We start from the raw sequence: 23,827 nt of genomic DNA on the forward strand, positions 1-23,827 counted from the left end.
GCGATCCATGGCGCGGCATCTGCGATGCCGCATCTTCTGCCAGCCTCGAAGGCGATGTCAATTCGTTCACCCCTCCTCCTTCGTGATGGAGCGCACGCTAAATTTGGCTTGAAACATGGTCCGTCGCCCGCGTCGTCAGTCAGTGAAAACACGGTCCGGGGTGAAATCGATCCCAGTGATGTACCGCCCACCGGCGTGGGCCTTGATATGCACCACGATATCGATCGTCATCATCAGCAACCGCTTGATGACGCTGAATTCGAGGCCCGCGCCCTCCGACGAGGCCTTCACCATCAGCGCGAGCTGGTCCCAGGTCTGACCGATGCTGCCCGCGTGGCAGCTGGTGATCGAACCGGGATGGCCGGACGCGCAGTTGCGGATGAAGTAGAACGACTCGTCGCCGCGCAGCTCGGCCAAGATGATGCGGTCGGGCTTCATGCGCAGGCAGGCTTCCATGCAGCTCTTGGCGGTCACGTTGCTGGTGCTCTGCCCGCCCTTGGAGTACAGCAGATGCACGACGTTGGGCTGCTCGATGAAGAGTTCGCGCGCGTCCTCGATGGTCACCAGACGCTCATCGCGCGGGATGTGGTGGACCAGCGCCTTCATGAATGTCGTCTTGCCGCTGCCGGTGGCGCCGGACACCACGATGTTCTTCTTGTAGAGCACGGCCTTGCGGAAGAACTCGGCGTAATCGCGGCGCCGGCGCAGCTCGAGCAGTTCCTCGTCGTGCACGCTGAGCCCGGCGTTGCCTTCCAGAATCTGGTCGAAAAAGCCTTCCTGCTGATACTGATCGAGCGTGCGCGTCTGATGCGAAGGCAGGCGGATCGTGATCGAGACCTTGCCCGGATCGCATGCCGGCGGAATCACGAACTGCGCACGCTGCCCGGTCGGGAAGGTCAGCGACACCACCGGATCGGCATCGGTGATGCGCTGACCGGTGTTGCTCTCGTTGACCACGGCGGTGCAGAACTGACGGGCCCGCTCGAAGTTCAGCGACGGCACCTCGATCCGGCGCCAGCCATCCCGCCCCTCCAGATACAGCTCGCCCGGTCGATTGACGCAGATCTCGGTCACGTCGTGGGACGACATATACTCGCGGATGCCGAGCACCTCGTACTGATAGTCGAGGAACTCGTTGGACACCTGGGCGACTGGCCCTTCGGTGACACCGCCTTCCATGAGTCGTCCCTCCAGCATCACTGGTAGCTTGGGAGCACACCCGAGAAGTCCACGTCCTTGGCGACGTAGACATTCAGGACCGTGCCCTGGTTGATGGTAATCGTCGGCGACCGCGCCATCTGCTGGCTGATCATCTGTTCGGACAGGCGCTGCATCGTCTGCGCGGTTTCGCTCTCGTACGGCTCGATGTAGGTGGTGCCGTTCTCGGTGATGGTGGTCCGCTGCGGGCCGTGCTTCTGGCCTTCGTATTTGAAGGCGTCGGCGATCAGGCTGATCATCAGCGCCGAGGTGATCTTGCTGGCCCAGTGATTGTTCAGATCGCCCGGATGCCCGGCGCCGCCGAGATTGTCCACACCGGGGCTCGACATCATCACGTCGATCCCGGTGGGCGTGGTGATGCGATCCCAGATGACCGCCACGCGATTGGTGCGTCCGCCGCCGCCCGAGTAGGTGCCGCTGACCTTCGAGCCCTTCGGCAACAGCAGGCTCTTGCCGTTCACCGAATACACCGGCTCGGTCACGATGCAGCTGGTGAAGCCGGACACGTCGGTGACGATATGCGTCTCCAGCACGCAGCGGATGTAGGTGCCACGCAGCAGCAGCGTGTCGGGCTTCTGCAGGTAGCTCGCCGCGGACACTTCGCCAAGCTGGGCCTGGATGGGCGGCTGCGTCCCGGGCTCGCCGTTCCGGGGCATCGGCGCGGTGCCGAGGCCATCGGGACCGCCCATCGGCGCACCGCCTGCGTTACCGCCCACGCTTGCGCCGCTATCGGCGATCCGGCGCTCCACCAGCGAAGGACCGGCCGGACGCTGCTCGCGCCGGGCACCGGCCAGGTTCTCGCGGCCGAACTCCTGGGGCTCTTCCAGCGGCAGCGGAGCCACCGGCGTCGCCGGCTCCGCGCTTGCCGCTGGCAGCGCGGGCTCGACCTGCGGCGCGTCCGGCACCAGCGGCCGCTCGACACGCGCCTGCCGGCTGGGCTCAGGCTTGTCCTGGCCGGAGTTGAACATCTTCAGGAACATCGCCGCCATCACCAGAATCAGCAGCAGCGTCGCGCCCATGAACAGCAGCGCACGCCGATTGAGGCGCTGGCCTTCCTCGGAACGCAGGCTCGGCGCGGCGCTATCGAGATCCTCGACCTCCGGCTGCCTGCTCGAGGAAAAATACGGATTGCCCCGGTCCTCCGGCGGCTCCCCTGCGCCGGGAGGGTCGCGATGCTCGGGCGGAATGTTGTTCTGGCTCATTTTTGCTGATTCCTCCGCAGCCCAACGACGTTCAGTCCATGACGGATCACCAGGTAGGGATAGGTGCCATGGACGACGATCGTGTTCTTGTCGACGGTGGTATTCACCACGAAATCCTCGCCGTGCTCCTCCTGCCGGCCATAGACGCTGGGAAAGTTTCCGCTAGGGAAGCTCACACCATCATTCATCTTGACGTAGGTGAAGCGCCCATCGTCGTAGACCGTCGTGGGAATCAGCCACTGTGCCTTGCTGCGGGTCGCGTAGGAATAGTCGTAGTAGTAGCGCCGGGACTTGTCGATTCCCAGATCGATCTGCGCCGGCGGTTCGCTCGGAGCCGTCGTCTCCGCCACCGGCGTGGTCGCGAACTGCGTGTCCGGCGAGTAGACGAAGCTGATCTTGTACTGCACGCCGGCGGCACGCGCCTGGTCGAGCGCCTTCCAGTCCGTGGCGACAACCTTGAGCTCGAAGATGTAGGAGTGGGTGGCCGTGCGCACCATCATGTTGGTGTCCACGTCCGTGTTCTTCGGCTTGAGGTAGAACACGTTCTCGCGGCGCGACAGCTCCCAGCCGCTACTGAAGCCGGTGCTGTAATCGAGGATCTTTTCGTTGGGGCTCAGCTCGATCTGGGTCGTGATGCCCAGCCCGGTCCTGACCTGGTAGATCGCGTCCGGCTTGTACTCGTAGCGATCGATGACCTGCGCCCCGACGGACGCGGACGCACACAGGCCCGACAGCAGCAGGAAGAAGACCGGCAGCGCGCCGGCGCGACGTGGCGCACTCATTGCGAGGTAGCTCCGTTCTGCTCAGTGGTGGAGGGTTGTGTCGGCGCCGGCTGACCATTGGCCGGCGTCGACTCGACGGGAGGATAAGCAACCTGGCCAGGCGCCGCCGCCGCACTGCCAGCGGCAGGCACCGGCGTTTCGGCGACCGGAAGGCTGGCGGCGTCGCTATCGACGCGATAGCTGGTGACCTGGAACCCCAGGGGATTGATCACGCGATCCTGATCCTCGAACTTGAGGTTCTTGTTGTAGCTGTAATCGATCGTGGCCAGCTTGTTGTCCAGCGGCTGGGTCTGGCCGGTCTTCTTGTCGTACTTGAAGCGCTGGAACCGCACCGTCGCCCCGCGGAACCCCTGCCCGTCCGGCGAGCGCACCAGCACCGTGCTCAGAATCTTGACGCGGATGCTGGCGAAGCGGCCGTAGGTCTCGATGAGATTGACCGGATTGCTCCGGCTGTAAAGCGCGCGGTACTCGTTGGCCACCGGCGTGGAGGACATCACGTTCACCTGACGCCAACCGCCTAGCTGTGTGAAAGTCTGGTCGGGTTCTACCCCGAAATCACGGACGGTTGTAAAAGGGCTGAGAACTTCTGGTCTTGCCTGGCGACCCTTCGTCGCATCCTCGGGTTGTGGAACCGCTCGATGTATTCGAACACATCCGCCCTCGCGGCATCGAGCGTTGGGTAGGTCATGCGGTAGACCCGCTCGCGCTTGAGCAGGCCGAAGAAGCCTTCGCACGCGGCGTTGTCACCGCAGTGGCCCACCGCGCTCATCGAGCACACCAAGCCGTTGGCCGCCAGGTAACGCTGGTAGTCGCCGCTTCGGAACTGGCTGCCACGGTCGGAGTGCAGGATCAGTGGATGGCTGCCTTGGCGCTGCCAGACCGCCATCTGCACGGCCCTGATCACCATCTGACGATCCTGACGATGATGCATTGACCACCCCACCACCCGCTGGTCAAACAGGTCCAGCACGATGCACAGATACAGCTTGCCTTGCCGGGTCTTGAGCTCGGTGATGTCGGTGACCCACCTGGTCTCCGGCTCCAACGCGGTGAAGTCCCGCTCCAGCAGGTTGCGCACACCCGGCGGCGTCAGCGCCGGCTTGCCGCGCTGGCCTCGCCGCTTCGGTCGCGGCCAACCCTGCAGGCCATCGGTCGCCATCAGACGCGCCACCCGGTTCAGGCTCGCCGTCTCGCCTTCCTCGGCAAGGTCTTCATGCATCCGGCCGGCGCCCAATGTGCCCCGGCTGTCCTCATGCAACTCACGGATCCGGCCGAGCAAGCGCTGGTTGTCGCGCTCCCGGGCACTGGGCAAGCGCTTACTCCAGTCGTAGTAACCGCTGGCCGAGACCCGCAGGCAACGACACATCAGTCGCACTGGAAACTCATCGCGGCAACGTTCGATCACCTGATACCTCAGGATGATCCCTTGGCAAAGAACGTCGCCGCTTCTCGCAAAAAATCCCGCTCCTTCTTCACCCGGGCCAGCTCGCGCTTGAGCCGCGCCAGTTCCTCGTCCCGGGGCGTCCCGGTGCCACCGAAGGCCACCTGGCCCCGGCTCTGGGCCTCCCGCTTCCAGCGGGTCAGCAATGCATCCCGGATCCCCAGCTCCCGGGCCACCTGGGCACAGCTGACGCCCGGCTGGCTGGCCTGCTCAACCGCACCGCGCTTGAACTCGGTGCTGAACTTCCTTCGCTTCGACATGAACACTCCTCATGGCCTTGATCGGCCTTCTCGTAAGTGTCCGTGAAAACGGGGGTGAACCCGTCCGCATCGTAAGACTCACGGGCCAGCACATAACGTTCGACGTTGGCGCGGTTGATCGCCTCGTTGGATGTGATGGTCTTGTCCATCACATCCGGCACCAGGCGGCTGGCCTGCACATTGCCGGTGTAGGGATCGGCCATCACGATGAACGGCGTGCGCTCCTTTAGCGGCAGCAGCATGAAATAGCCGCCGGCCAGCACCAGCGACAGGACGATGGCACCCGTGGCGACCTGCCAGGCGCGCTTTTCGCTGCGCTTGGCCATGTCGGCGATGGTGAGCTCGTAGTTCACCGCCTTCTGGATGGCCGCCTTGACCTTGGGCGTTTCTTCTTTCTTTCGGGAAATCATGCAGGAACGCTGCGCCTGTCGGGGATAGAGGATGCCGGCGCCGAATAGGACACCGACGCTGGAAACGTCATGGCTTGGAAGGCGGCTGTGCCGCCGGTGCGGTCGTCGCGGCGGGCGCGGCGGAAGCCGACGTCACCGTGATCCTGTTGCCTACGACCGACACCGCGATCCCGCGTGGACCGTATGCACTGGTGAGCTGCGCGGCCGCATCGCGGATATCGGTGGTGTCGATCTGCGAGACCGGGCCATACAGTGTGAAATCCGAGCCGAAGCGATAGTCGAGCTGCATGCCGCTGTCCTTGGCCCAACGGGTGAGCATGGTCTTCAGGGTGCCGTCCATCGGCGAGGCCTGGAAGATGTAGGTACTCGACAGCGGGATCTCGATCGGCGTCTCGGAGTAGTTGTTGATCGGACGCCACTTGCCACCGAAGTCGGGCGCCGGCGTTGTGCCGCATCCGACGAGCAGCGCGCTCGACACGACCAGCATCGAAGAAAGTTTGACGATGTTCCGCTGCAACACGGCAACTCCTGTAAAGGGCAATCCGGACAAGGCGCACAAGAAACGACGCGCCATCCGCACTCTGGAATGACGATCGATCGTTTCTAGTATCTGAAGATGACAGTGCGTCGCGCCTGATCGATACGATCAACGCGACGCCATTGTTCGACTGGCCTGTCGATGCGACTGTGCGCACAACCTGCGCGATGCGCTCTTAGCGCTGAAGAATCTCCTGACATCCCTTGTCCGCCCCCTTGTTCGACAACCGCCGCGGCAAGCAACACCGCGGCCACCACCACCTGGAAGGACTCCGCTCCAGGTGCCCCGTGCAGTAAAGCTAACGTGCACCTGACGGGTGCGTCAAGGATTCAGCACAGCTTCATCTGTCCTTCACAAGCCATAACGGAACGCGATACGCGCATCAAACTGTGATGCGCTCCACATCCACTTTGTCCATCACGCGCGCGGTGAAGTAGCGCTCCTTGTAGTACTTGATCTTCTCGCACTTGACCGGATGCGCGATGCCTTCGTACAGGAAGACCTCCTGATCGAATCCCATCGCCTTGAGTTCCTGCGGCAGCATCAGCGCGCGCCGCTCCTCCGAAACGCTGCGCGTCACTTCACGCCCGCGGGTGATGTTGCGCCGCTTGAAGGTGGTGTAGCCCAGCATCTCCGAGTAGTCGTTGGCGTCCTGCTGCTCGCGTGGCGCGTAGATGATCTGCAGCGCATGGTTGGTGATGATGGTGCGCGAGACGTCCTTGCCATAGGTCGCATCCAGCTGCGCCATTGACTGGATGATCGGCAGCAGGCGGATGTTGTAACCGGCCATGTAAGACACGGCGGAGGCGATGATGTCGACCTTGCCGATCGCCGTGAATTCGTCCATCAGCAGCAGGCACTGGTACTTGAGCTCGGGATTGTTCTGCGGCAACTCGCGGGTGTTGAGATTGATGATCTGGCTGAAGAACAGATTCACGATCAGTCGGCTCTCGGCCAGCTTGTTGGGCTGGATGCCGACATAGATGCTCATCTTCTTCTTGCGCAGGTCGGTGAGCAGGAAGTCGTCGCCGGACGTGGCCGCATCCAGCACCGGATTGATCCAGGCATTCAACGGCTCCTTCAGCGTGCCCATGATCGAGGCGAAGGTCTCATCCGCCTGCGACAGCAGGTTGGAGAAAGCCGAGCGCGCGTTGTCGCTGAGGAACTTGCGCGAGGCCAGGCCGCGCAGATAGGCCTTCAGGTCCGTGCCGTCGCCCGAGGACAGGCGATAGATGCGCCCCAGCGTCGGCGGGCCGGAGGAGAACGGGAAGCCCGTGGCGACTTCGTCGTCATGATTCTCGAACAGGAACAGCGCGAAGGCCATGAAGGCGTTGCGTGCCTGGCTGACCCAGAACTTCTGCTCGTCCGCGCCATCGGGATACAGCATGGCCGCGATGCTCATCAGATCGGACACGCGGAAGGCCGGGTCGCGCGAGACGTAGGTCAGCGGATTCCAGCGATGGGTGCGGCGGTCTTCGGCGAAGGGGTTGAACAGGTAGACCTCGTGTCCCTGCGACCTGCGCCAGCCGCTGGTCAGCTCGAAGTTCTCCTGTTTGATGTCCAGCACCACCACCGACTCGGCGTAATCGAGCAGGTTGGGAATTACGATGCCCACGCCCTTGCCCGAACGCGTGGGCGCGGCCAGGATCACGAACTGCTGCCCCGGCAGGCGCACCAGCTTGCCGCCGAACTTGCCGACGATGATGCCGGTGTTCGACGGCTGCAGCATCTTGTGCTTGTTCAGGTCGCCGGCATTGGCGAAGCGCGCATCGCCATGCAGCGACTGCCGCTTTCCCTTGAACAGCAGCGCCAGGACCAGAACATAGAAGATCAGCACCGCGCCGAAGCCGATCCAGCCGGCCGCCTTGATCTTGCCGGCGTAAGGCCGATAGCGCGCATCACCCAGCGCCTGGACGTACTCGACATAGGTGTTCCAGTGCAGCGGCGCATGCACCTTGAGCAGCGCCATCGTCACATAGCCGGACAGGTACAGCCCCGCCGCCACGGCCAGCACCGTCAACACGACGGCGAACCCAAGTTTGCCCTTGCTCAAGCGCACTCCTCCTTGAAGCCGCGCCCGCGCGCGGCGCGAATCATCAACGGATCAACCGGGCCGTCTTGGGCCGAACCGACTTGCGCCGGCGCGGACGCGCATCGTCGGCGCGGATCGGCTGCTCGTCCTCGATGAGCTGCTCCATGTACAGGCGCGCCTGCTCCAGCGAGGTCTCCTCGCGCAGCTTGGCGCCCGAGTCGGTCACCACCGCGTAACCGATCACCTCGTCCGGCGCATAGGCCGGATCGGCATCGCGTGTGATGGCGACAACCTGATAGCCGTGCTTCTGCAAAAGGGTGTGGTGGTATTCCATCCCTGGCGCTCCTCGACGGTCCGAGAGCGCGATCCTAAGCGATCCCGGCGTGACGAGGCCACCTTCGCCCCCAGCCTCTAGGTCGCGGCAGGCTGCGCCTCGCCCGGCAGGCGCTCCAGGATCAGCAAACATCTTCTGGCAACCTGGCGCCAGATATGAAAAAACCGGGCGCTGCCCGGTCCGTTTCATCTTCACCAGCCTGCTTCTGGCAGGAGGTGGTGGGCGGTACAGGGTTCGAACCTGTGACCCCTACCATGTCAAGGTAGTGCTCTACCGCTGAGCTAACCGCCCGTTGCGACATCGTGTCGCCGCGCCCTCGGTGCGAGGGGCGCGCATCATAACATCACCTGCGCGCGGCGTGAACAGCCCTGCGCGGCTTTTTCTCTGCCCCTGCCGGCCAGCCGCCTGCCTCACACGGTCAGGCTGACGGACTTGAGCTTCTGGATCTCGTCGCGCAGGCGGGCGGCATCCTCGAACTCCAGATCCCGCGCGTGCTGGTACATGCGTGTCTCCAGCGTCTTCAGGCGCGCCGCGATCTGCTGCGGGCTGAGCGCGCCGTAGTCCTCGGTCGGCTCGGCGACCTTGCGGCCCTTGCCACGCTTGGGCGCATCCTCGTTGGCTGCCTCGCGCGCGCCCTCCAGGATGTCCACGATCGGCCGCGCCACCGATTTGGGCACGATGCCGTGTTCGGCGTTGTACTCCTCCTGCTTGGCGCGACGGCGGTCGGTCTCGTCGATGGCGGCCCTCATCGAGGGCGTGATCCGGTCGGCGTACAGGATCGCCTTGCCGCGCAGGTTGCGCGCGGCGCGACCGATGGTCTGGATCAGCGAACCGGTGGAGCGCAGAAAGCCCTCCTTGTCCGCGTCCAGGATCGCCACCAGCGACACCTCGGGCATGTCCAGGCCCTCACGCAGCAGATTGATGCCGACCAACACGTCGAACTTGCCCAAGCGCAGGTCGCGGATGATCTCGACCCGCTCGACCGTGTCCACGTCCGAGTGCAGATAGCGCACCTTGATGCCGTGCTCGCCCAGGTACTCGGTCAGGTTCTCGGCCATGCGCTTGGTCAGCGTCGTCACCAGCACGCGGTCGCCCATCGCGATGCGATCGTTGATCTGCGAGAGCAGGTCGTCGACCTGCGTGCCGACTGGGCGGATCTCAACTTCCGGATCGGTCAAGCCCGTCGGGCGCACCACCAGCTCGGTGATCTCGCCGTCGGATTCGCGCAGTTCGTACGGCCCGGGCGTTGCCGAGACATAGATGCTGCGCGGCGAACGCGCCTCCCACTCCTCGAAGCGCAGCGGGCGGTTGTCCAGCGCCGAGGGCAGCCGGAAGCCGAACTCCACCAACGTCTCCTTGCGCGAACGGTCGCCCTTGTACATCGCACCGATCTGCGGAATGGTCACGTGCGATTCGTCGATGACCAGCAGCGCATCGGCCGGCAGGTAGTCGAACAAGGTCGGCGGCGGCTCGCCAGGCGCCTTGCCGGTGAGATGGCGCGAGTAGTTCTCGATGCCGCTGCAGAAACCCACCTCGGCCATCATCTCCAGGTCGAACTGGGTGCGCTGCGCCAGGCGCTGCGCCTCGACCAGCTTGTTCTGCTGGTACAGCTGCTCCAGCCGCTCCTTCAGCTCGATCTTGATCGTGTCGACCGCGCTGAGCGTGCGCTCGCGCGTGGTGGCGTAGTGGGTCTTCGGGTAGACGGTGTAACGCGGCACCTTGCGGATGGTCTCGCCGGTGAGCGGGTCGAACAACGTCAGCCCCTCGATCTCGCCGTCGAACAGCTCGATGCGCAGCGCCTCGACATCGTTTTCCGCCGGATGCACGTCGATCACCTCGCCACGCACGCGGAAGGCGCCGCGCTGCAGCTCGTATTCGTTGCGTGTGTACTGCAGGTCGGTCAGGTGACGGATCAGCTGGCGCTGGTCGATGTGCTCGCCGCGCGAGAGGATCAGGCGCAGCGACAGATAGTCCTCGGGTGCACCCAGGCCGTAGATCGCCGAGACCGTGGCCACCACCAGCGCATCGCGCCGCGACAGCAGCGTCTTGGTCGCGGCCAGGCGCATCTGCTCGATGTGCTCGTTGATCGAGCTGTCCTTCTCGATGAAGGTGTCCGAGGAGGGCACATAGGCCTCGGGCTGGTAGTAGTCGTAGTAGCTGACGAAGTACTCCACCGCGTTGTGCGGAAAGAACGACTTGAACTCGCCGTACAGCTGCGCCGCCAGCGTCTTGTTGGGCGCCATCACCAGCGTGGGCTTCTGGATGCGCTCGATCACGTTGGCGATCGTGTAGGTCTTGCCCGAGCCGGTCACGCCCAGCAGCGTCTGCTTGGCCAGGCCCGCCTCGAAGTTCTCGGTCAGCCGGTCGATGGCCTGCGGCTGGTCGCCGGAAGGCGAATAAGGGGAAACGAGCTGGAAGCGGTCTTCGCTCATGGTCACGCCTTCGAAGTCGAAAAAAAGTATAGCGCCGGGGTTGGTGAGCTCCGGATGCAGACATTTCCTACCGATCGGTGCGCCCAGCGCCGATTTCGGCAGCCGGCCGCAGGAGCGAGGCTGACCCTCCCCTCCCAACTCGGACAAGGAATGCCCAATGAACATCCGCCCGTCCCGCAAGGACCGACGACATGCCTGTGGCTTCACCCTGGTCGAATCGCTCGTGGTCCTGGCCGTGGCCAGCATCGGCCTGGCCATCGGCGTGCCGTCCTACAACGCCTTGCTGCGTCACCAGCGCGAAGCGGCCACGACCAACCTGCTCAGCTCCTTCCTGGCCTCCGCACGCAGCACCGCGATCAGCTACCGCATCCCGACGGTGGTCTGCCCGTCGCTGGACAAGAAGGAATGTCGGGACGACAGCGACTGGACACAAGGCTGGATCATGTTTTTCGATGCCGACGGCAACCGCCGCCCGGACCTGAGCGAGGACCTGCTGCGCGTCGAATCGGCCCCGCGCGATCCTGACCTGAGGATCCTCTCCACTGGCGGGCGTCCCAAGGTCACTTTCCTGGCCAACGGCAGCGCCGCCGGCACCAACCTGACCATCCGCTTGTGCCGCGGCACCACCTCCCACGCGGCGGTGATCGTCAATCAGAGCGGGCGCACGCGGGTGGAAAAGCCGCGGACGTCAAAGGGGTGCGAAAGCTGAACAGGGCGAGCAGCGCGGTGCTGCGGCATCAGCCAGGGCGACCCCTCACTGGTCGCGGACTGACCCGCTTGAATCTGAAACGCCGCCTCGAAGCACTAGCTGCGTGGGCCGGCAACTTAGTCCGGAGCACACAAACACCACGGGCCTGCATCGCTGCAGGCCCGTGGCTTGAATCTTGGCGCCCGAAGTTGGACTCGAACCAACGACCCCCTGATTAACAGTCAAGTGCTCTAACCGGCTGAGCTATTCGGGCGGGGGAGCGCATTCTAGCGGCCGAGGTCCGTCTCATGCAACCGGTTCCGCCGCTTGGCAAACGGACCACACGACTGCCTCCGTCGACACTTCTCACTACCAGCAGCTGGCAAGCGTTCCCGCCGTGTTGCCCTTGACGCCTGCCTGATTGATGCTCAGGTTTCCGCACTTGTCCGAGCTCTGCGGCCCTTTGGCGGTCGCGGTGATCATGAAGGTGGACTGCGCCTGGTTGGAAAGCGCCAAGGTGTAGTACGCCGTACCTCCTTCGCGCGGGGACTGTGTCGTCGGCAGCGTGAAGTTCACGTATGTGTTGTTGACCGTGTGGAAGCGCTCAGCGAGCTGCGCATATTCCAGAAGATCGGCTTTGGCCTGGGCGCGACGCGCCTTGCGCACGTATTCCTGGTAGGACGGATACGCAATCGAAGCAAGGATCGCAACGACTGCAACGACGATCATCAATTCGATCAAGGTAAAGCCAGACGCAAGTCTGTTGCCACGACTACTCATCGGATCTGTCTCCAAGACTGACGCCCACAGGGCCGGGGCACATACAGGGGATCGGCACCGGCGACTTGGACGACCATCGAGCAGCGCGCACCCAGCGCACTGTCTTCTTCGGCGGCCGTCGGCGTCGCGCTGGCCAGCGGGGCCACACGTGCCGTAGACATCACGGCCACATCCTTCACCGGCGAAGAACCACTGGTCGTCAGTGTCAAGGCGCCGGTCCCAGTGCCTGGGGTCGAGCCGGTTGGGGTCCCGACGCGAACGACCGACAGGCCGGCGCCACCTGATAGACCATTCAACCCGTACAGTCGATTGATACCCTCGCCGGCGCAGGAGCCGTTGCTCTCAGGCGAATACGTGGGGAAGTACACAAGGCCGCTGTCGACGCGCGGGTAACCGACAAAACGTTCGCCCGAGGCCGCGACCACCCCGCCGCTGCTGATACCAAGATCCAGGTACCAGCCTCGCTTGCCAGCAGGCACCACGTTCGATGTGACGGTCCGCGTCTTTCCGGCGGTCTCTGCGGTAATGGTCTGCTGCTGCAGATCGGAGCGCCCATCGATATCGATCCCGAATCGAGGATGCCGTAGAGCGTCTGGATCTGCTTGTCGCTCTTGTCGTCCTCGAAGGAAAAACTGCCTGTTCCGAAATACAGCATCACGCCGCCGCCCGCCCCGGAGGCGGCATCGAAGCCACCCATGATCGGCTGACGCGCGCCGCTGGGATCCTTCGCCACAAACAGCGGCACGGTCTGAGTCGAATTGTTGCGAAGGTCGAATTTCCACACCGCGCCATTCTGGTCGCCTGCGTAAACCGTGTCGGCGTAGCCATCGCGTCCAGCGGTCGAACTTGTTCCCACGTAGCGATCCAGGACCACCACGTTCCCGAGCCCGTTGGCGACGGCATCGCGTCCAGCCTCCTTCGCCATGATCGTCGTGACCGCGCCCGTCTCCATGTCTACCACGAACAGCACTGCACGATTGCTCACGCTGTTGTAGCCGTTACCGAAGATAGCTTTCCATCTGACCGTCCCATCGCTGGCCTTGACCGGCACCACCACAGGCTTGCCCAGCACGTATCCGATGTTGTTCTTGATGTTGCCTGTGCTGACGCTGTCGTTGATCTCCCAGAGCACGCTGGCCGCGCCAAAGCTGGAGGGGTTGCTCACGTTGAGCGCGAACACGCCGCGTCCGCCGGCGCCCAGCGCACCGACCGCCACCGTCTTCCAGGTCGACCCCCAGTAGGCATCGGACACCACTGACGGCCCGTCGACGAAGAAGGTGTGGCGGAAGGCCTGGTTGTTCTTGTCGTCGGCGTTGTACGGGAACAACAGATTGCCCATATGCCCAACCGAGGCCGAGGGCGCATAGGCGAACAGCTCGGCGCCAGTCTTGCCATCAAATCCATGATAGAAGCCGTCATTCGCTCCGACATACACCATCGGACGATCGAGGGTCTTCTTGTTTGCGACATACGCTTTATAGCTGGTCGCAAAGGGATAGGTAGAGCCGCCATTGCTCTGGATGTCGCGCAGAGAATTGGCGTATCCATAGTCGTCGGTGGCCGCGCTGATGACGGGCGTCGAGTTGACCAGATCGCCGAGGCGGGTACTTCGCGTACGCAGAGGCGTCTTCTCATCTTTCTCGAGTGACTGGTCGCCACGCAGATAGTCCACTGCCTGATCCAAGGTCACATTCAGCTTGCTACCCGGCCCGACAATGCCATTGCCCGAACCACTGGCCGAGCAACGGGTCAAGGCATCAGAACAGAGCGCCGACGCGTCGCCTATGTTCGCGCTGGTGAACGCCGACACCGCCGGCTTCACCGCGCCCGCCGTTTTGCCAAAGAGGATATTGCGCGATGCCGCGGCGGGGATCTTGCCCGCATCGGTGGCTTCCCAAAGCTTGGCGTAGGAGATCGCGCCAGTCAGGATGTTGCTGGAGACCGACTGTGCCGTCAGCGTGCTGTACCAGTCGGTACTGTTGTTGGTGGACGTATAGGCGGGAACCACCGTCAACGATCCAGCGCCGATACGCGCGCCGGTCAACCCGATGCTTCCCGACGGCGTGGTGCCGGCGCCCACCGATGCCAGAATGCGACGCATGGCTTCCGCGATTTCCGCGGGCGACTGGGCGTTGATGAACTCGCCACGTGTGTTAAGCGCTGCATGCCAGATGTCATCGACATTCGCGGGCTGCAGGTTCATGGAGCTCGTGGCGTACCAGGTAGGGGGATTCTTGTAAGGATCCGCTGTCGCCGCTGCGTCGACTCCATACACTTTGCCTACCGCGCCAAGCGTAATACCGTAGAAATTGACATGCTGGTTCTTGTTGCAATCGAGCTTCAGATCCGGGTTGGCGCCGCTGCATGCGTCCGGCACCGGCACCTGACCAGCGACCAGATCAGGTCGGATATTGTTCTCGTAGGACCAGCTCGCGAAATCGGCGATGGTATCTTTGGACGGACTTCCGTTCAGAGGTACAGGCAACGAGCCATCGACGTCACCCACGCCAATGCTTCCTCCACCCGTGTAGCTGTCATTGGTATATCCATCGGTGAAGAGCATGGAGGCGTTCTTCTGGCAAGACAGCTGGACCGGCGCTCCAATGTCCTTTCGACGAAACTGGTCGCCCATGAAACGGACCGCCTGGCGCAAAGGCGTGGCGGAATTGCCGGTCAACGCACGCATGTTCGAGTACAGCGTCTGGCGATCGTCAGCAACATTTAGATCGAACATCGTCACCGCATTGCGCTTGTTGATCGTGAAGTAGCCCACGCGCATGTCTTTTACTTCCGAGATGGACTGCGTCATCGCGGAGATGGTGGCGCGGTTACGATTGCCGTGATAAGTCCACCAGTTGGCGAAATTCTGAACCGCCGTTGCGCCCCCCTTTTCGAAGTTGCCCTCAAGATATTCGTACTTATAAAGATTGCTTCCCTTCGGACCGGCGCCGGTGATCAGGACACGCTTGCTCAGGTCAAATCCCGGCGGCGGCGTCGCGTTCTCACTCAGATAGACGACCGCAGGGTAATAGCGCAGCTTGATATTGCAGTTCGACGCGAGCGTCAGATTCGAAGAAAGCGTGATCCACTTATTGGTCGGCGCACCGAGGCCTGGCGTAGGCGTATTGCTACAACTGTCACTGTTGAGATAGGTCGTCCCTTCAAAAAGAATCATGCCGGCGGTATAGGCGATAGCGCCCGAGTCCAGCGTCTTGGTGAAGTCGAACGTGGTGCCGGAGTTGGATCTGACATCCTCCTTCGCCGCCGTAGGACTCGAATTGGCCTCATAGCTTCCGTCGGATGTCTGCCAAGGCAGATAAGTGACCGCTGGATTGAAGTAAGCGCGGTTGTATTCCGGGTCGCGCGCGGCGCCGTACTGGTCAGCCCTGGGCACGCCGCTGCTCACGGCCTTGTTGTAACAAGTGCCCGAGCCCAACGGCGTTCCGTCAGAAGCGAAGAAGCTCTTCGTGTTGTTGTTCCAGCATCCGGAGCCGGACGACGTCGCAAACAACAGTTCATCACTGATCATCGAGCCTGAATCGTCGACGCCCATGATGAAAGCAGGCTTGATGTTCGTCTCGATGTTGAGCGGCGATTGAGAGAGCGTACCCGCACCCTGCGCCGCGAAGACCGAGTAGGCGACGTATCCGGCGCCTCCGGCCAAGGCAAGAAGGAGACTGGAGGACAGCAGTAGGCGACGGTGCTTCATGTCGAGCCTCAGGGGCGGAAGATGGTATCGACGGCCGCGTCGGCCGAGGGCGCGGTGTCCACATCGGTGGCGTAGGCGCTGATTTGATAGACGGGATTGGGATCTTCGCTTTCCGGCCGGCCGCCCATCGCCAGGCTGGTGTTGCCGGAGATGCAGCGCCCGATGGATCGCACCTTCGTGCTGTCCGCGGTCGAGTTATTCATGGAGCGCTGATACGCCCAGCTCGTGGCGTCGAAGCCGGTATCGCAGACCAGATCCACCGTTACTGCGGCACAGGCGGTAGATGCACGGTTGACTTGAGCTTCGACATAGCACTCCGCCTGACGGGCCCGCGCTTCGGCATTTTGGAATGCCATGTTGCTGTTTCGATAATTTGCCGACATCTTTTCCTGCAGTCCGGTGACCTGCATGCCGACCACGCCAAGCAGCGCCATCAGAATCAGCATGATCAGCGCGACATACAGCACCGCGCCATTCTGCGAAGAGGAGGAAGAGAGGGAACCGGATCGCATCGGCTTGACCTTCAGTTTCCGTAGAGTCGGTTGCGCAGGGCGATAACCGACTCGTAAGAGGAACGATAGCGCCCATCATTAGGTGCGGTGAACGTTGTCCCCAGGGCTGTGAGCGAGCCCTGCGTTCTTTGCGCGGAAGCAGCAACCTCGGCGCTGCTGGCGATGACACCGATCCGCACCTGCTCCACACGACGCCATGCGTTCTCATTGGCAACTGCCGAACCCAAGGTATCGGCCGTGGCAAGAATGCCGATGTTGCCGGTCAGCGAGCTGACATTGGTGGATTGGTCCTGGCCGTAGATCAACTGGATGCTGTCGACACCCTCGACCAGTTCCTCGGTCGTGGTCACAACCGCGGTGCCGTTGACAGCGGTACCAAAGCGGGTTCTGTAGAGAGAAGAGACGGGCGAACCAGCGCGCGTACCCACGTAATAAACCATCGATTCGGCTCTATACAGCGTGGCTTGGCCTGAGGGCGTAGCGGTGTAGTGGCCCACGAAATCAGGGATGCCGGTACGCACGCCACCCGAGTCGGTAGTAGCCACGGTGCCGGCGCCCGAATTCGTCGCACTCGCCTGAAAGACATCCGCATAGGAGCAGTCGCCCACCCCGAACAATGCGGGATTGCCTACGCCATCGAGAGTCAACGCATTCCAGTTCGCGGCGAGCACGGTCAGCTGGGTCGGGCTGACGACGGTGATGGGCGCGCCACTGCCATAAAAGAATCGCAGCACGATGATGTCGCTGCCGGCCTTCGGATTAAGTCCTGCCAAATAAGCGGGCAGCCCGGGCTGCCATCCTGCCTGTGGAGAAGCCAGATTCACGGACGCGCCTGGCGCCGTACCGTTGGCCTCATATCCTTGCAAGGAAACAGCGAAGTTGAGTGGGTTATCGCCGGCTGTCACGTAAGAGGTGAGCAAGCCAGGCGTTTGCAAGCGCGCCTGGTCGTTGACGCAGCCGTAATGACCCACCATGCGCACATCGCGCTGGAGAAAGTCCATCGCGAAGCGACTGTTCTCCTGCACGCGAGCCATTCCTTGCGATAGCTGATATGCGTTGCGCGAAGCAGAAAACACCTGGATGACACCAAGCATCAGGATCGAGCCGATCAGAAGTGCAATCATCAGTTCGATGAGGGACAGGCCTTGGGCATGTCTACGTGTCGAGATGTTCACAGTCGGCTGCTCATTGTCACGTTGCCGGTCTGGAAGACGCCAGTGGTGCGTGACGCATTCTTCTCCCAGCGCTGATCGTTCCAGTTCAACGAGACCGTCGCTACACCATCGGCATATGTCACCACAGCCGAAGAACCTTCTCCCAGTGTCGCGCGCGCCCGGCACTGCCAGAGCGCAATGTTGGCCGAAACACTGACAGCAGCGCCGGAGGCTGGATAAGAACAGGCGGTACCGGTCGCAGTCGAGGTATAGCTCGCAGCCGCGTACTGCGCGACAAGCAGCCGATTGGAACGCATCTGGTCGAGCAGCTCGTAGACCAGATTCGTGGCCTGCGTGCGCTGATTCGAGCTCTCGCTGAAACGCACGCTCATCGTCTGCATCATGGCCAACCCCAGCAGGCCGAACCCCAGGATCAGAATGGCGATCATCACTTCCAGCAGGGTGAAGCCGCCGGCGCGATGTCCGTTGACTGGCTTGGCGTGGTTCATGGGCAATTGACCTGCTCGCGCGTGACCTGGCCACTGGGATTGACCGTGAGCACATTCCTCAGCCGTTGTCCGGACGGGCAAGGATCGGAAGAGATCGTCAATACGGTGCCGCCCGTGAGCGCCGTGTTCGAGGAATCGCGGCCGGTCGCCCGGCCCCGGGCATCGAAATTGATCTGATTGGCTTCGCCACCGGTGACCGTGATGCCCGAAGGCTTGCTGGAGTAGCTCACGATCGGCTCGGTGCCGTCGAGGTTGCCATTGCGATCCAGGTCCTGCCAGACCAGCCATCCATCGGACCAGTTGCCGCTGCAGGACGTGGCGTTGGCGCTGGGGCACAGGCCCGCCGCGCGTGACTTGATGGCCTCGGTACGGGCCAGCGCGATCGCGGCCAACACCTGATTGCTCGCGGTCGCCACCCGCGTCGAACGGATCGTGTTCTGGAAGCTCGGAAACGCGATCGCCGCCAGGATCGCCATCACGGCGACCGTCACCATCAGCTCCAGCAGCGTGAAGCCCCTCGTTTGCGAGCGTCGGCCCATTCCCGGTCCCATCCCCTTTTCGGCAGATGAAGGTTACGGAAGCCGCCGCCGCCCGCCCAGCGTGGCACGATGGGCGGTCGGTTCAGGGAGACGAACGATGCGGACGGTGTCCTTGGGCACGTGCGCGCACGGCCCAAGGTCCGACAGGCGCGCAATCCTCAGGTCACGACCCGATAGCAGGGCTTGTAGTCGCCGGCGATCTTCATGCGGCGCTGGGCGACGAAGGCCTGCAGCAGGTCATCCAGCGCGGCCATGATCTGCGGGTCGCCGTGGATCTCGAAGGGCCCGAACTCCTCGATCCGCCGCATGCCGTCCTCCTTGACGTTGCCGGCGACGATGCCCGAGAAGGCGCGACGCAGGTCGGCGGCGATGGCGTGCGGTGCGCGCCCATGGTGCAGGTCCAGCTGGGCCATCGCCTCATGGGTGGGCGCGAACGGCTGCTGGAAGGCCAGCGGGATATCGATCGACCAGTTGAAGTAATACGCATCGCGCGCCTCCTTGCGGTGCTCGCGCACCTTGGCGATGCCGGCCTTCATCGCCTGCGCCACGGCGACCGGGTCGCCGATGATGATCTGGTAGCGCGAAGCGGCGGCCTCGCCCAGCGTCAGCCGGATGAAGGTGTCGATCTGCTCGAAGTAAGGCGCGGCCACCACCGGACCGGTCAGCACCAGCGGGAACGGCAGGTGCGCATTCTCTTCGCGCAGCAGGATGCCCAGCAGATACAGGATCTCCTCGGCGGTGCCGACGCCGCCGGGGAAGACGATGATGCCGTGGCCGATGCGGACGAAGGCCTCGAGGCGCTTCTCGATGTCCGGCATGATCACCAGGTGGTTGACGATCGGATTGGGCGACTCGGCGGCGATGATCCCCGGCTCGGTCACGCCGATGTAGCGCACCTGCTTCTGGCGCTGCTTGGCGTGGGCGATGGTGGCCCCCTTCATCGGGCCCTTCATCGCGCCAGGGCCGCAGCCGGTGCAGATGTCCATGCCGCGCAGGCCCAGCTCGTAGCCCACTTCCTTGGTGTAGAGGTATTCCTCGCGCGAGATCGAGTGGCCGCCCCAGCACACCACCAGGTTGGGCTCCTGCGGCTTGATGATGCGCGCATTGCGCAGCTGCCCGAACACCGCATCGGTGATGCCGGCCGAGGTCTCCAGGGCGCTCGCGTATTCCTCGCCCAGCTCGATGGCCATGTAGGCCAGGTCGCGCACCACGGCGAACAGCAGCTCGGCCACGCCGCGGATGATCTCGCCATCGACGAAGGCCATCGCCGGCGCGTTGAGCAGCTCGATACGGACACCGCGGTCGCGCTGCAGCACCTGGATGTCGAAGTCGGGGTAGAGATCGCGCGCGGCGCGCGGGTCGTCGGAGGCGCTGCCGCTGGTCAGTACCGCCAGCGCGCAGCGGCGCAGCAGCTCGTGCATGCCGCCGGCCGAGGCGTCGCGCAGGCGCGCCACTTCGGTGCGCGACAGGATATCCAGCCCGCCGCGCGGGTAGATGCGGGTGCTCACGACCGGCAGCGCCCGGGTTTCCACTTCACTCATTGCGTGTTCCTGCTTGTTCGTCTGTCTTGTCCCGGGACTGTAGCGCAGCCGGCCGATGGCGCATATGTCATGGCCGCGCACAGGAAAACGGCCGGGTTGCCCCGGCCGCTTTCCGTTACGTATCGCTTCGAATTCGATGGATCAGAACTCGTAACGCAGGCCCACCTGCAGCGACCACTGGGACACACCGACATTGAAGCCGTCGGCGTCGGAGTTGGCAACGGTCGGCGAGCTGGCACCGGTGAAGTTGTACACGTACTTGCCGTCCCGACTGATCCCCACCAGCGAGGCGACCGAGGCATCGGCGTAGAAGCCGTAATCGTAGATGTTGCCCCACTTCTTGTTCAGCAGATTGCCCACGTTCTGGATGTCCACCCAGACCTCGGCCTTGTTGCCCTTGAAGAAGCCCGGGATCTGCTGGCTCAGACGCAGATCAAAGGTATTGATGAAGCCGGTACGGAACGCATTGGCCGGGGCGTAGCTGCCCTTGTATGCCGCCAGTTCCGGCTTCGTGGCGAGCCAGTCGTAGAACCGCTTCTCCATCGCCGAATCCACCGCGACCGTACCGTTGGCGTTGAACTTGCCGAAGTACACGTCACCGGTGCCCTTGGGCACGTAGAACAGGTCGTTATAGGTCCGGCTGTCGCCGTTGGCGTCACCGACGAAGACGTAGCTGTACGGACGTCCGCTGCGGCCTTCGTAGACCAGACCCACGCTGGTGTCGTAGTCACCGAAGAACTTGTGCTTCCAGTTCAGCGATCCGGAAATGCGATCCTTGATCTCGTAACGCGAGGTCTGCGAGATGTCCTCGCCGGAATTGAAGCTGTACTGGTAGGTGTAGCCGGAGCTGGCGGTCGAGCTGGTCAGCGGACCGACCTCGGTCGCATGGGTGTAGGTGTAGCCCAAGGTCCAAGACCAGTCGCTGCCCGGGCTCCACGGCTTGGTCAGCGAAGCGGTGAACTGCTGGCTCTTGCCCTTGCTGGTGTTGTCGATCAGGTACACATCGCCGAAGCGGGTGTCGCGGCCGTACTGGTTGTCGGACGTCGCATAGGCGGCGCCGCGCTTGGTCGGGTTCCAGTACAGCGAGCGGCCATCGGGGCCGGTGAAGCCCGGACCCAGGTTGAGGCGGCGGTAGTAGAGCGCATTCTTGACGTCGGTCATGATCAGCTCGGCCGACGCGACCACGCCGTACCACGGCAGCTCGTGGTCGAACGCCAGGTTGGCCTTCCAGATCGACGGCAGCTCGAAGTCCTTCTGCGTGAAGTTGACGCTCATCTGGCAGCCGGTCCGGGAGCTCGGATACGGGTTACAGCTGCCCGAGCCCGGCTGGTTGTTGCCATCGGGCGAGAAGCGCAGCGTCGGATCGTAGGCGGTCGCCTGCAGCTGCGCGTAGTTGTAGCCGTTGTTGGCGTAGCTGTTGCCGATCCACACCTGGGGCGCGTCGCCCTGGAACAGGCCCACGCCACCGCGCACCTGCATCGGGCGCTCGGAATTGAAGGTGTAGTTGAAACCAAAGCGCGGCTGCACCAGGAAGTCACCGCTGAACACCTGGCTGTTGTCATAGCCGAACACCTGATCGGCCAGCGCGTTGTAACGCGGCTCCGGGCTGACGTCCGGCCGATCGCCGCGCACGCCCAGCGTCAGGGTCAGGTTGGGGCTGACGTACCAGGTGTCCTGGATGAACAGGCCCAGGTTGCTGTTCTTGTAGTCGGCGGCGAACGAGCCCGGCGAATACTCGGTGCGATGGTTGTAGGTGGCCCAGCGGCCGTTCTGGAAATTGGTCAGCGCATGGTTGCCGTTGGCATCCGCGGCGCCGGCCCAGAAGGTGTACACGCCCCAGGCCTGCGCGCTGTACAGGTTGTAGATGTCGTTGGTGGCGTAGTCCGCGCCGAACTTCAGGTCGTGGTCGCCCAGCGTCCAGGTGCCCGAGCCGGTGTAGTTCCAGGTCTTGGTGCGCAGGTAGTTGCCCTGCGAGTTGACCTCGGTGCCGAAATACAGCGAGTCGCCGCTGACCCGGGTGCCGTTGGTGGTGGAGGTGGCGTCGCCGAAGAAGATCTGGATGCTCGGCAGGTTGCTCGGCACCACGCGCTCGGCGGTGTAGTCGCGGTAGGAGGCCTTGAACTCGGTGGAGAAGTTGTCGCTCCAGTCGCTGAACAGCTGGCCGGTGTAGCTCTCCACGGTCTTGTTGTGCTGGTACCAGTAGGTGCTCAGCGACACGCCGGTGCTGCTGATGCCGTTGATGCGCAGCTTGCTCTGGTCCAGCTTGCTGTAGCGGAAGCTGGCGCGATGCGCGTCGCTGATGTTCCAGTCCAGCTTCAGTGCGTACTCTTCCAGATCGGTGTTGCCGTTGCTGGCCAGCTGGCCCGCGTCGAACCCGTAGACGTTCTGCGCGATGCTCTGCGCCAGCGCCACGTCGGCGTTGGTGATGACGTGGCCGGCCTTGCCCAGCGCGCTGCCGGACAGGTCGCCGCCGGGCGCGTCCTGCTGGAACTTCTCGTAGTTGGCGAAGAAGAACAGCTTGTCCTTGACGATCGGGCCGCCGAAGGTCGCGCCGTAGGTCTTTTCCTTGGTGAAGCCGTTGAACTTGGTGCCGTCCGGGTTGTCGCCGAACCAGTCGCCATCGCGCATGTAGCCGTAGACCGAACCATGGAACTCGTTGGTACCGGACTTGGTCACCGCATTGACCGTCGCACCGGCGGCCGCGGCGATGCTGACGTCGTAGTTGGACAGGTTGACGTCGATGGCCTCGATGGCCTCCATCGACACCGGCTGGCGCCGGGTGGTCATGTTGTTGCCTTCCAGGCCGAAGGTGTCGCTGGCCGAGACGCCGTCGATGTTGATCGAGTTGTAGCGCGGATTCTGGCCGCCGGCCGAGATCGTGCCCGAGGCGCGGTCGACGAAGGCCACGCGCGGATCCAGGCGCATGTAGTCCTGGATGTTGCCGTTGATCGAGGGCAGCGCCTGGATGGTCTGCTGGTTGACGCTGGTGCCCGAGCCCATCTTGGTGGCGCTGAACACGTCCGAGCCGCCGCTGTAGCCGATGGCCTGCACCGAACCCAGGTTGGTCACGTCACCGGTCAGGGCCGCATCGACGGTGTTGATCTTGTTGAGATCCAGGTAGACGCCGTCTTCGGTCTTGGTGCCTTCGCCGGGCTTGGTGATGGTGATGGTGTACGGGCCACCCACGCGCAGGCCGCGCGCGGTGTAGCGACCGGCGGCATCGGTGGTGGCGTGGCTGACCGTTCCGGATTCCACGTGGGTGATGGTCACCTCGGCGCCGGCGACCGGCGCACCGCCGGAACCGACGACCTGGCCGCCGACGCCGGCGGACGTGGTCTGCGCCATGGCCGGCGCAGCGGCCAGCGCGGCCAGGAGGCCAAGGGCAAGTTTGGAAGTCCGGATACGATGATGTGTCATTGCGCTGCCTCGAAGTTTTGTGGCGGTCAGAAGAAAAATCGTGCCGGCCGGCCATGCTGTGTGGCATGGCTCTCATGGACTTGCTTAGGATGTGGCCCCTGGAACACGCGGCAGGCACGGCAGCCGCGCGTTAACGACAGGTTAACACGGTAAAGGCGCGATGTGACCGGATCGTGACGACTTTTGCGCGCTGCGGCATTCGCGCGAAAGCGGGGGGAGAATCCCCTTCCAATCAATGGCTTAAATGGTATTCATGCGACTGCGCCTGCCGGTCGCCGTCACTTAAATGACATCTTTGGGCGATTAAACGCCTACGGCCTGGACTCGGG

18 protein-coding genes, 2 tRNA genes and 1 pseudogene are annotated in these 23,827 nt (G+C 63.3%); 1 reads left to right on the forward strand and 20 read right to left on the reverse strand.

Annotation, left to right across the window (positions count from 1 at the left end):
• Positions 1 to 135: 135 nt before the first annotated feature.
• From virB11 to uvrB, 11 genes and pseudogenes are all read right to left on the reverse strand, one after another.
• On the reverse strand, positions 136 to 1,179 hold the full coding sequence (virB11, locus tag ACFJIT_RS10830) for a P-type DNA transfer ATPase VirB11 (RefSeq protein ID WP_379653614.1): 1,044 nt from the start codon (positions 1,177 to 1,179) through the stop codon (positions 136 to 138).
• Positions 1,180 to 1,196: 17 nt separating this feature from the next.
• A complete protein-coding gene (locus ACFJIT_RS10835; RefSeq protein WP_379653615.1) occupies positions 1,197 to 2,420 on the reverse strand; it encodes a TrbI/VirB10 family protein in 1,224 nt (407 codons plus the stop codon).
• On the reverse strand, positions 2,417 to 3,202 hold the full coding sequence (locus ACFJIT_RS10840; protein WP_130533783.1) for a TrbG/VirB9 family P-type conjugative transfer protein: 786 nt from the start codon (positions 3,200 to 3,202) through the stop codon (positions 2,417 to 2,419). The genes ACFJIT_RS10835 and ACFJIT_RS10840 overlap by 4 nt, the downstream gene beginning before the upstream one ends.
• On the reverse strand, positions 3,199 to 3,846 hold the full coding sequence (locus ACFJIT_RS10845) for a VirB8/TrbF family protein (RefSeq protein ID WP_379655763.1): 648 nt from the start codon (positions 3,844 to 3,846) through the stop codon (positions 3,199 to 3,201). The genes ACFJIT_RS10840 and ACFJIT_RS10845 overlap by 4 nt, the downstream gene beginning before the upstream one ends.
• A protein-coding gene (locus ACFJIT_RS10850; RefSeq protein ID WP_087944427.1) for an IS3-like element ISStma5 family transposase occupies positions 3,747 to 4,903 on the reverse strand; the annotation gives its coding sequence in 2 pieces (ribosomal slippage) (positions 3,747 to 4,663 and positions 4,663 to 4,903; 1,158 coding nt in all). Before ACFJIT_RS10850 ends, ACFJIT_RS10845 begins: the two co-directional genes overlap by 100 nt.
• A 116-nt stretch (positions 4,904 to 5,019) precedes the next feature.
• A pseudogene (locus tag ACFJIT_RS10855) lies at positions 5,020 to 5,313 on the reverse strand (VirB8/TrbF family protein); the annotation flags it as partial.
• 67 nt (positions 5,314 to 5,380) lie between these two features.
• Complete coding sequence (locus tag ACFJIT_RS10860; RefSeq protein ID WP_379653616.1) at positions 5,381 to 5,830, reverse strand: hypothetical protein; 450 nt, start codon at positions 5,828 to 5,830, stop codon at positions 5,381 to 5,383.
• A 403-nt stretch (positions 5,831 to 6,233) separates the two neighbouring features.
• The gene (locus ACFJIT_RS10865; protein ID WP_379653617.1) at positions 6,234 to 7,904 is read right to left on the reverse strand and encodes a type IV secretory system conjugative DNA transfer family protein; all 1,671 of its coding nucleotides are present in this window, start codon (positions 7,902 to 7,904) and stop codon (positions 6,234 to 6,236) included.
• A gap of 43 nt (positions 7,905 to 7,947) precedes the next feature.
• Positions 7,948 to 8,217: a hypothetical protein gene (locus tag ACFJIT_RS10870; protein WP_306993004.1), complete on the reverse strand. Its 270-nt coding sequence runs from the start codon at positions 8,215 to 8,217 to the stop codon at positions 7,948 to 7,950.
• Between the two features lie 216 nt (positions 8,218 to 8,433).
• Positions 8,434 to 8,508, reverse strand: a tRNA-Val gene (locus tag ACFJIT_RS10875).
• Between the two features lie 119 nt (positions 8,509 to 8,627).
• Positions 8,628 to 10,649, reverse strand: a complete 2,022-nt coding sequence (gene uvrB / locus ACFJIT_RS10880; RefSeq protein ID WP_379653618.1) for an excinuclease ABC subunit UvrB — start codon at positions 10,647 to 10,649, stop codon at positions 8,628 to 8,630.
• A gap of 157 nt (positions 10,650 to 10,806) precedes the next feature.
• Between uvrB and ACFJIT_RS10885 the strand changes: the two genes are divergently transcribed.
• Positions 10,807 to 11,358, forward strand: a complete 552-nt coding sequence (locus tag ACFJIT_RS10885) for a GspH/FimT family pseudopilin (protein WP_379653619.1) — start codon at positions 10,807 to 10,809, stop codon at positions 11,356 to 11,358.
• Between the two features lie 176 nt (positions 11,359 to 11,534).
• On the opposite strand, the gene ACFJIT_RS10890 is transcribed toward ACFJIT_RS10885, so the two are convergent.
• From ACFJIT_RS10890 to ACFJIT_RS10930, 9 genes are all read right to left on the reverse strand, one after another.
• Positions 11,535 to 11,611: transfer RNA gene (locus ACFJIT_RS10890), tRNA-Asn, on the reverse strand.
• Between the two features lie 95 nt (positions 11,612 to 11,706).
• Positions 11,707 to 12,117: a type IV pilin protein gene (locus ACFJIT_RS10895; protein ID WP_379653620.1), complete on the reverse strand. Its 411-nt coding sequence runs from the start codon at positions 12,115 to 12,117 to the stop codon at positions 11,707 to 11,709.
• A 292-nt stretch (positions 12,118 to 12,409) separates the two neighbouring features.
• On the reverse strand, positions 12,410 to 15,826 hold the full coding sequence (locus ACFJIT_RS10900) for a pilus assembly protein (RefSeq protein WP_379653621.1): 3,417 nt from the start codon (positions 15,824 to 15,826) through the stop codon (positions 12,410 to 12,412).
• Between the two features lie 8 nt (positions 15,827 to 15,834).
• Positions 15,835 to 16,338: a PilX N-terminal domain-containing pilus assembly protein gene (locus ACFJIT_RS10905; RefSeq protein WP_379653622.1), complete on the reverse strand. Its 504-nt coding sequence runs from the start codon at positions 16,336 to 16,338 to the stop codon at positions 15,835 to 15,837.
• 11 nt (positions 16,339 to 16,349) lie between these two features.
• On the reverse strand, positions 16,350 to 17,513 hold the full coding sequence (locus tag ACFJIT_RS10910; protein ID WP_379653623.1) for a PilW family protein: 1,164 nt from the start codon (positions 17,511 to 17,513) through the stop codon (positions 16,350 to 16,352).
• Positions 17,510 to 18,001 carry a type IV pilus modification protein PilV gene (gene pilV, locus ACFJIT_RS10915; RefSeq protein WP_379653624.1) on the reverse strand — a complete coding sequence of 164 codons (492 nt, stop codon included), beginning with the start codon at positions 17,999 to 18,001 and terminating at the stop codon, positions 17,510 to 17,512. The genes ACFJIT_RS10910 and pilV overlap by 4 nt, the downstream gene beginning before the upstream one ends.
• Positions 17,998 to 18,540 carry a GspH/FimT family pseudopilin gene (locus tag ACFJIT_RS10920; RefSeq protein ID WP_379653625.1) on the reverse strand — a complete coding sequence of 181 codons (543 nt, stop codon included), beginning with the start codon at positions 18,538 to 18,540 and terminating at the stop codon, positions 17,998 to 18,000. The genes pilV and ACFJIT_RS10920 overlap by 4 nt, the downstream gene beginning before the upstream one ends.
• A 158-nt stretch (positions 18,541 to 18,698) precedes the next feature.
• On the reverse strand, positions 18,699 to 20,081 hold the full coding sequence (gene ppnN / locus ACFJIT_RS10925; protein ID WP_130529070.1) for a nucleotide 5'-monophosphate nucleosidase PpnN: 1,383 nt from the start codon (positions 20,079 to 20,081) through the stop codon (positions 18,699 to 18,701).
• Between the two features lie 141 nt (positions 20,082 to 20,222).
• The gene (locus ACFJIT_RS10930) at positions 20,223 to 23,498 is read right to left on the reverse strand and encodes a TonB-dependent receptor (RefSeq protein WP_130529069.1); all 3,276 of its coding nucleotides are present in this window, start codon (positions 23,496 to 23,498) and stop codon (positions 20,223 to 20,225) included.
• Between the last annotated feature and the right edge of the window lie 329 nt (positions 23,499 to 23,827).

The sequence above is a fragment of the Pseudoxanthomonas sp. UC19_8 genome, from assembly GCF_042700505.1.
Classification (GTDB): Bacteria; Pseudomonadota; Gammaproteobacteria; order Xanthomonadales; family Xanthomonadaceae; genus Pseudoxanthomonas_A; species Pseudoxanthomonas_A winnipegensis.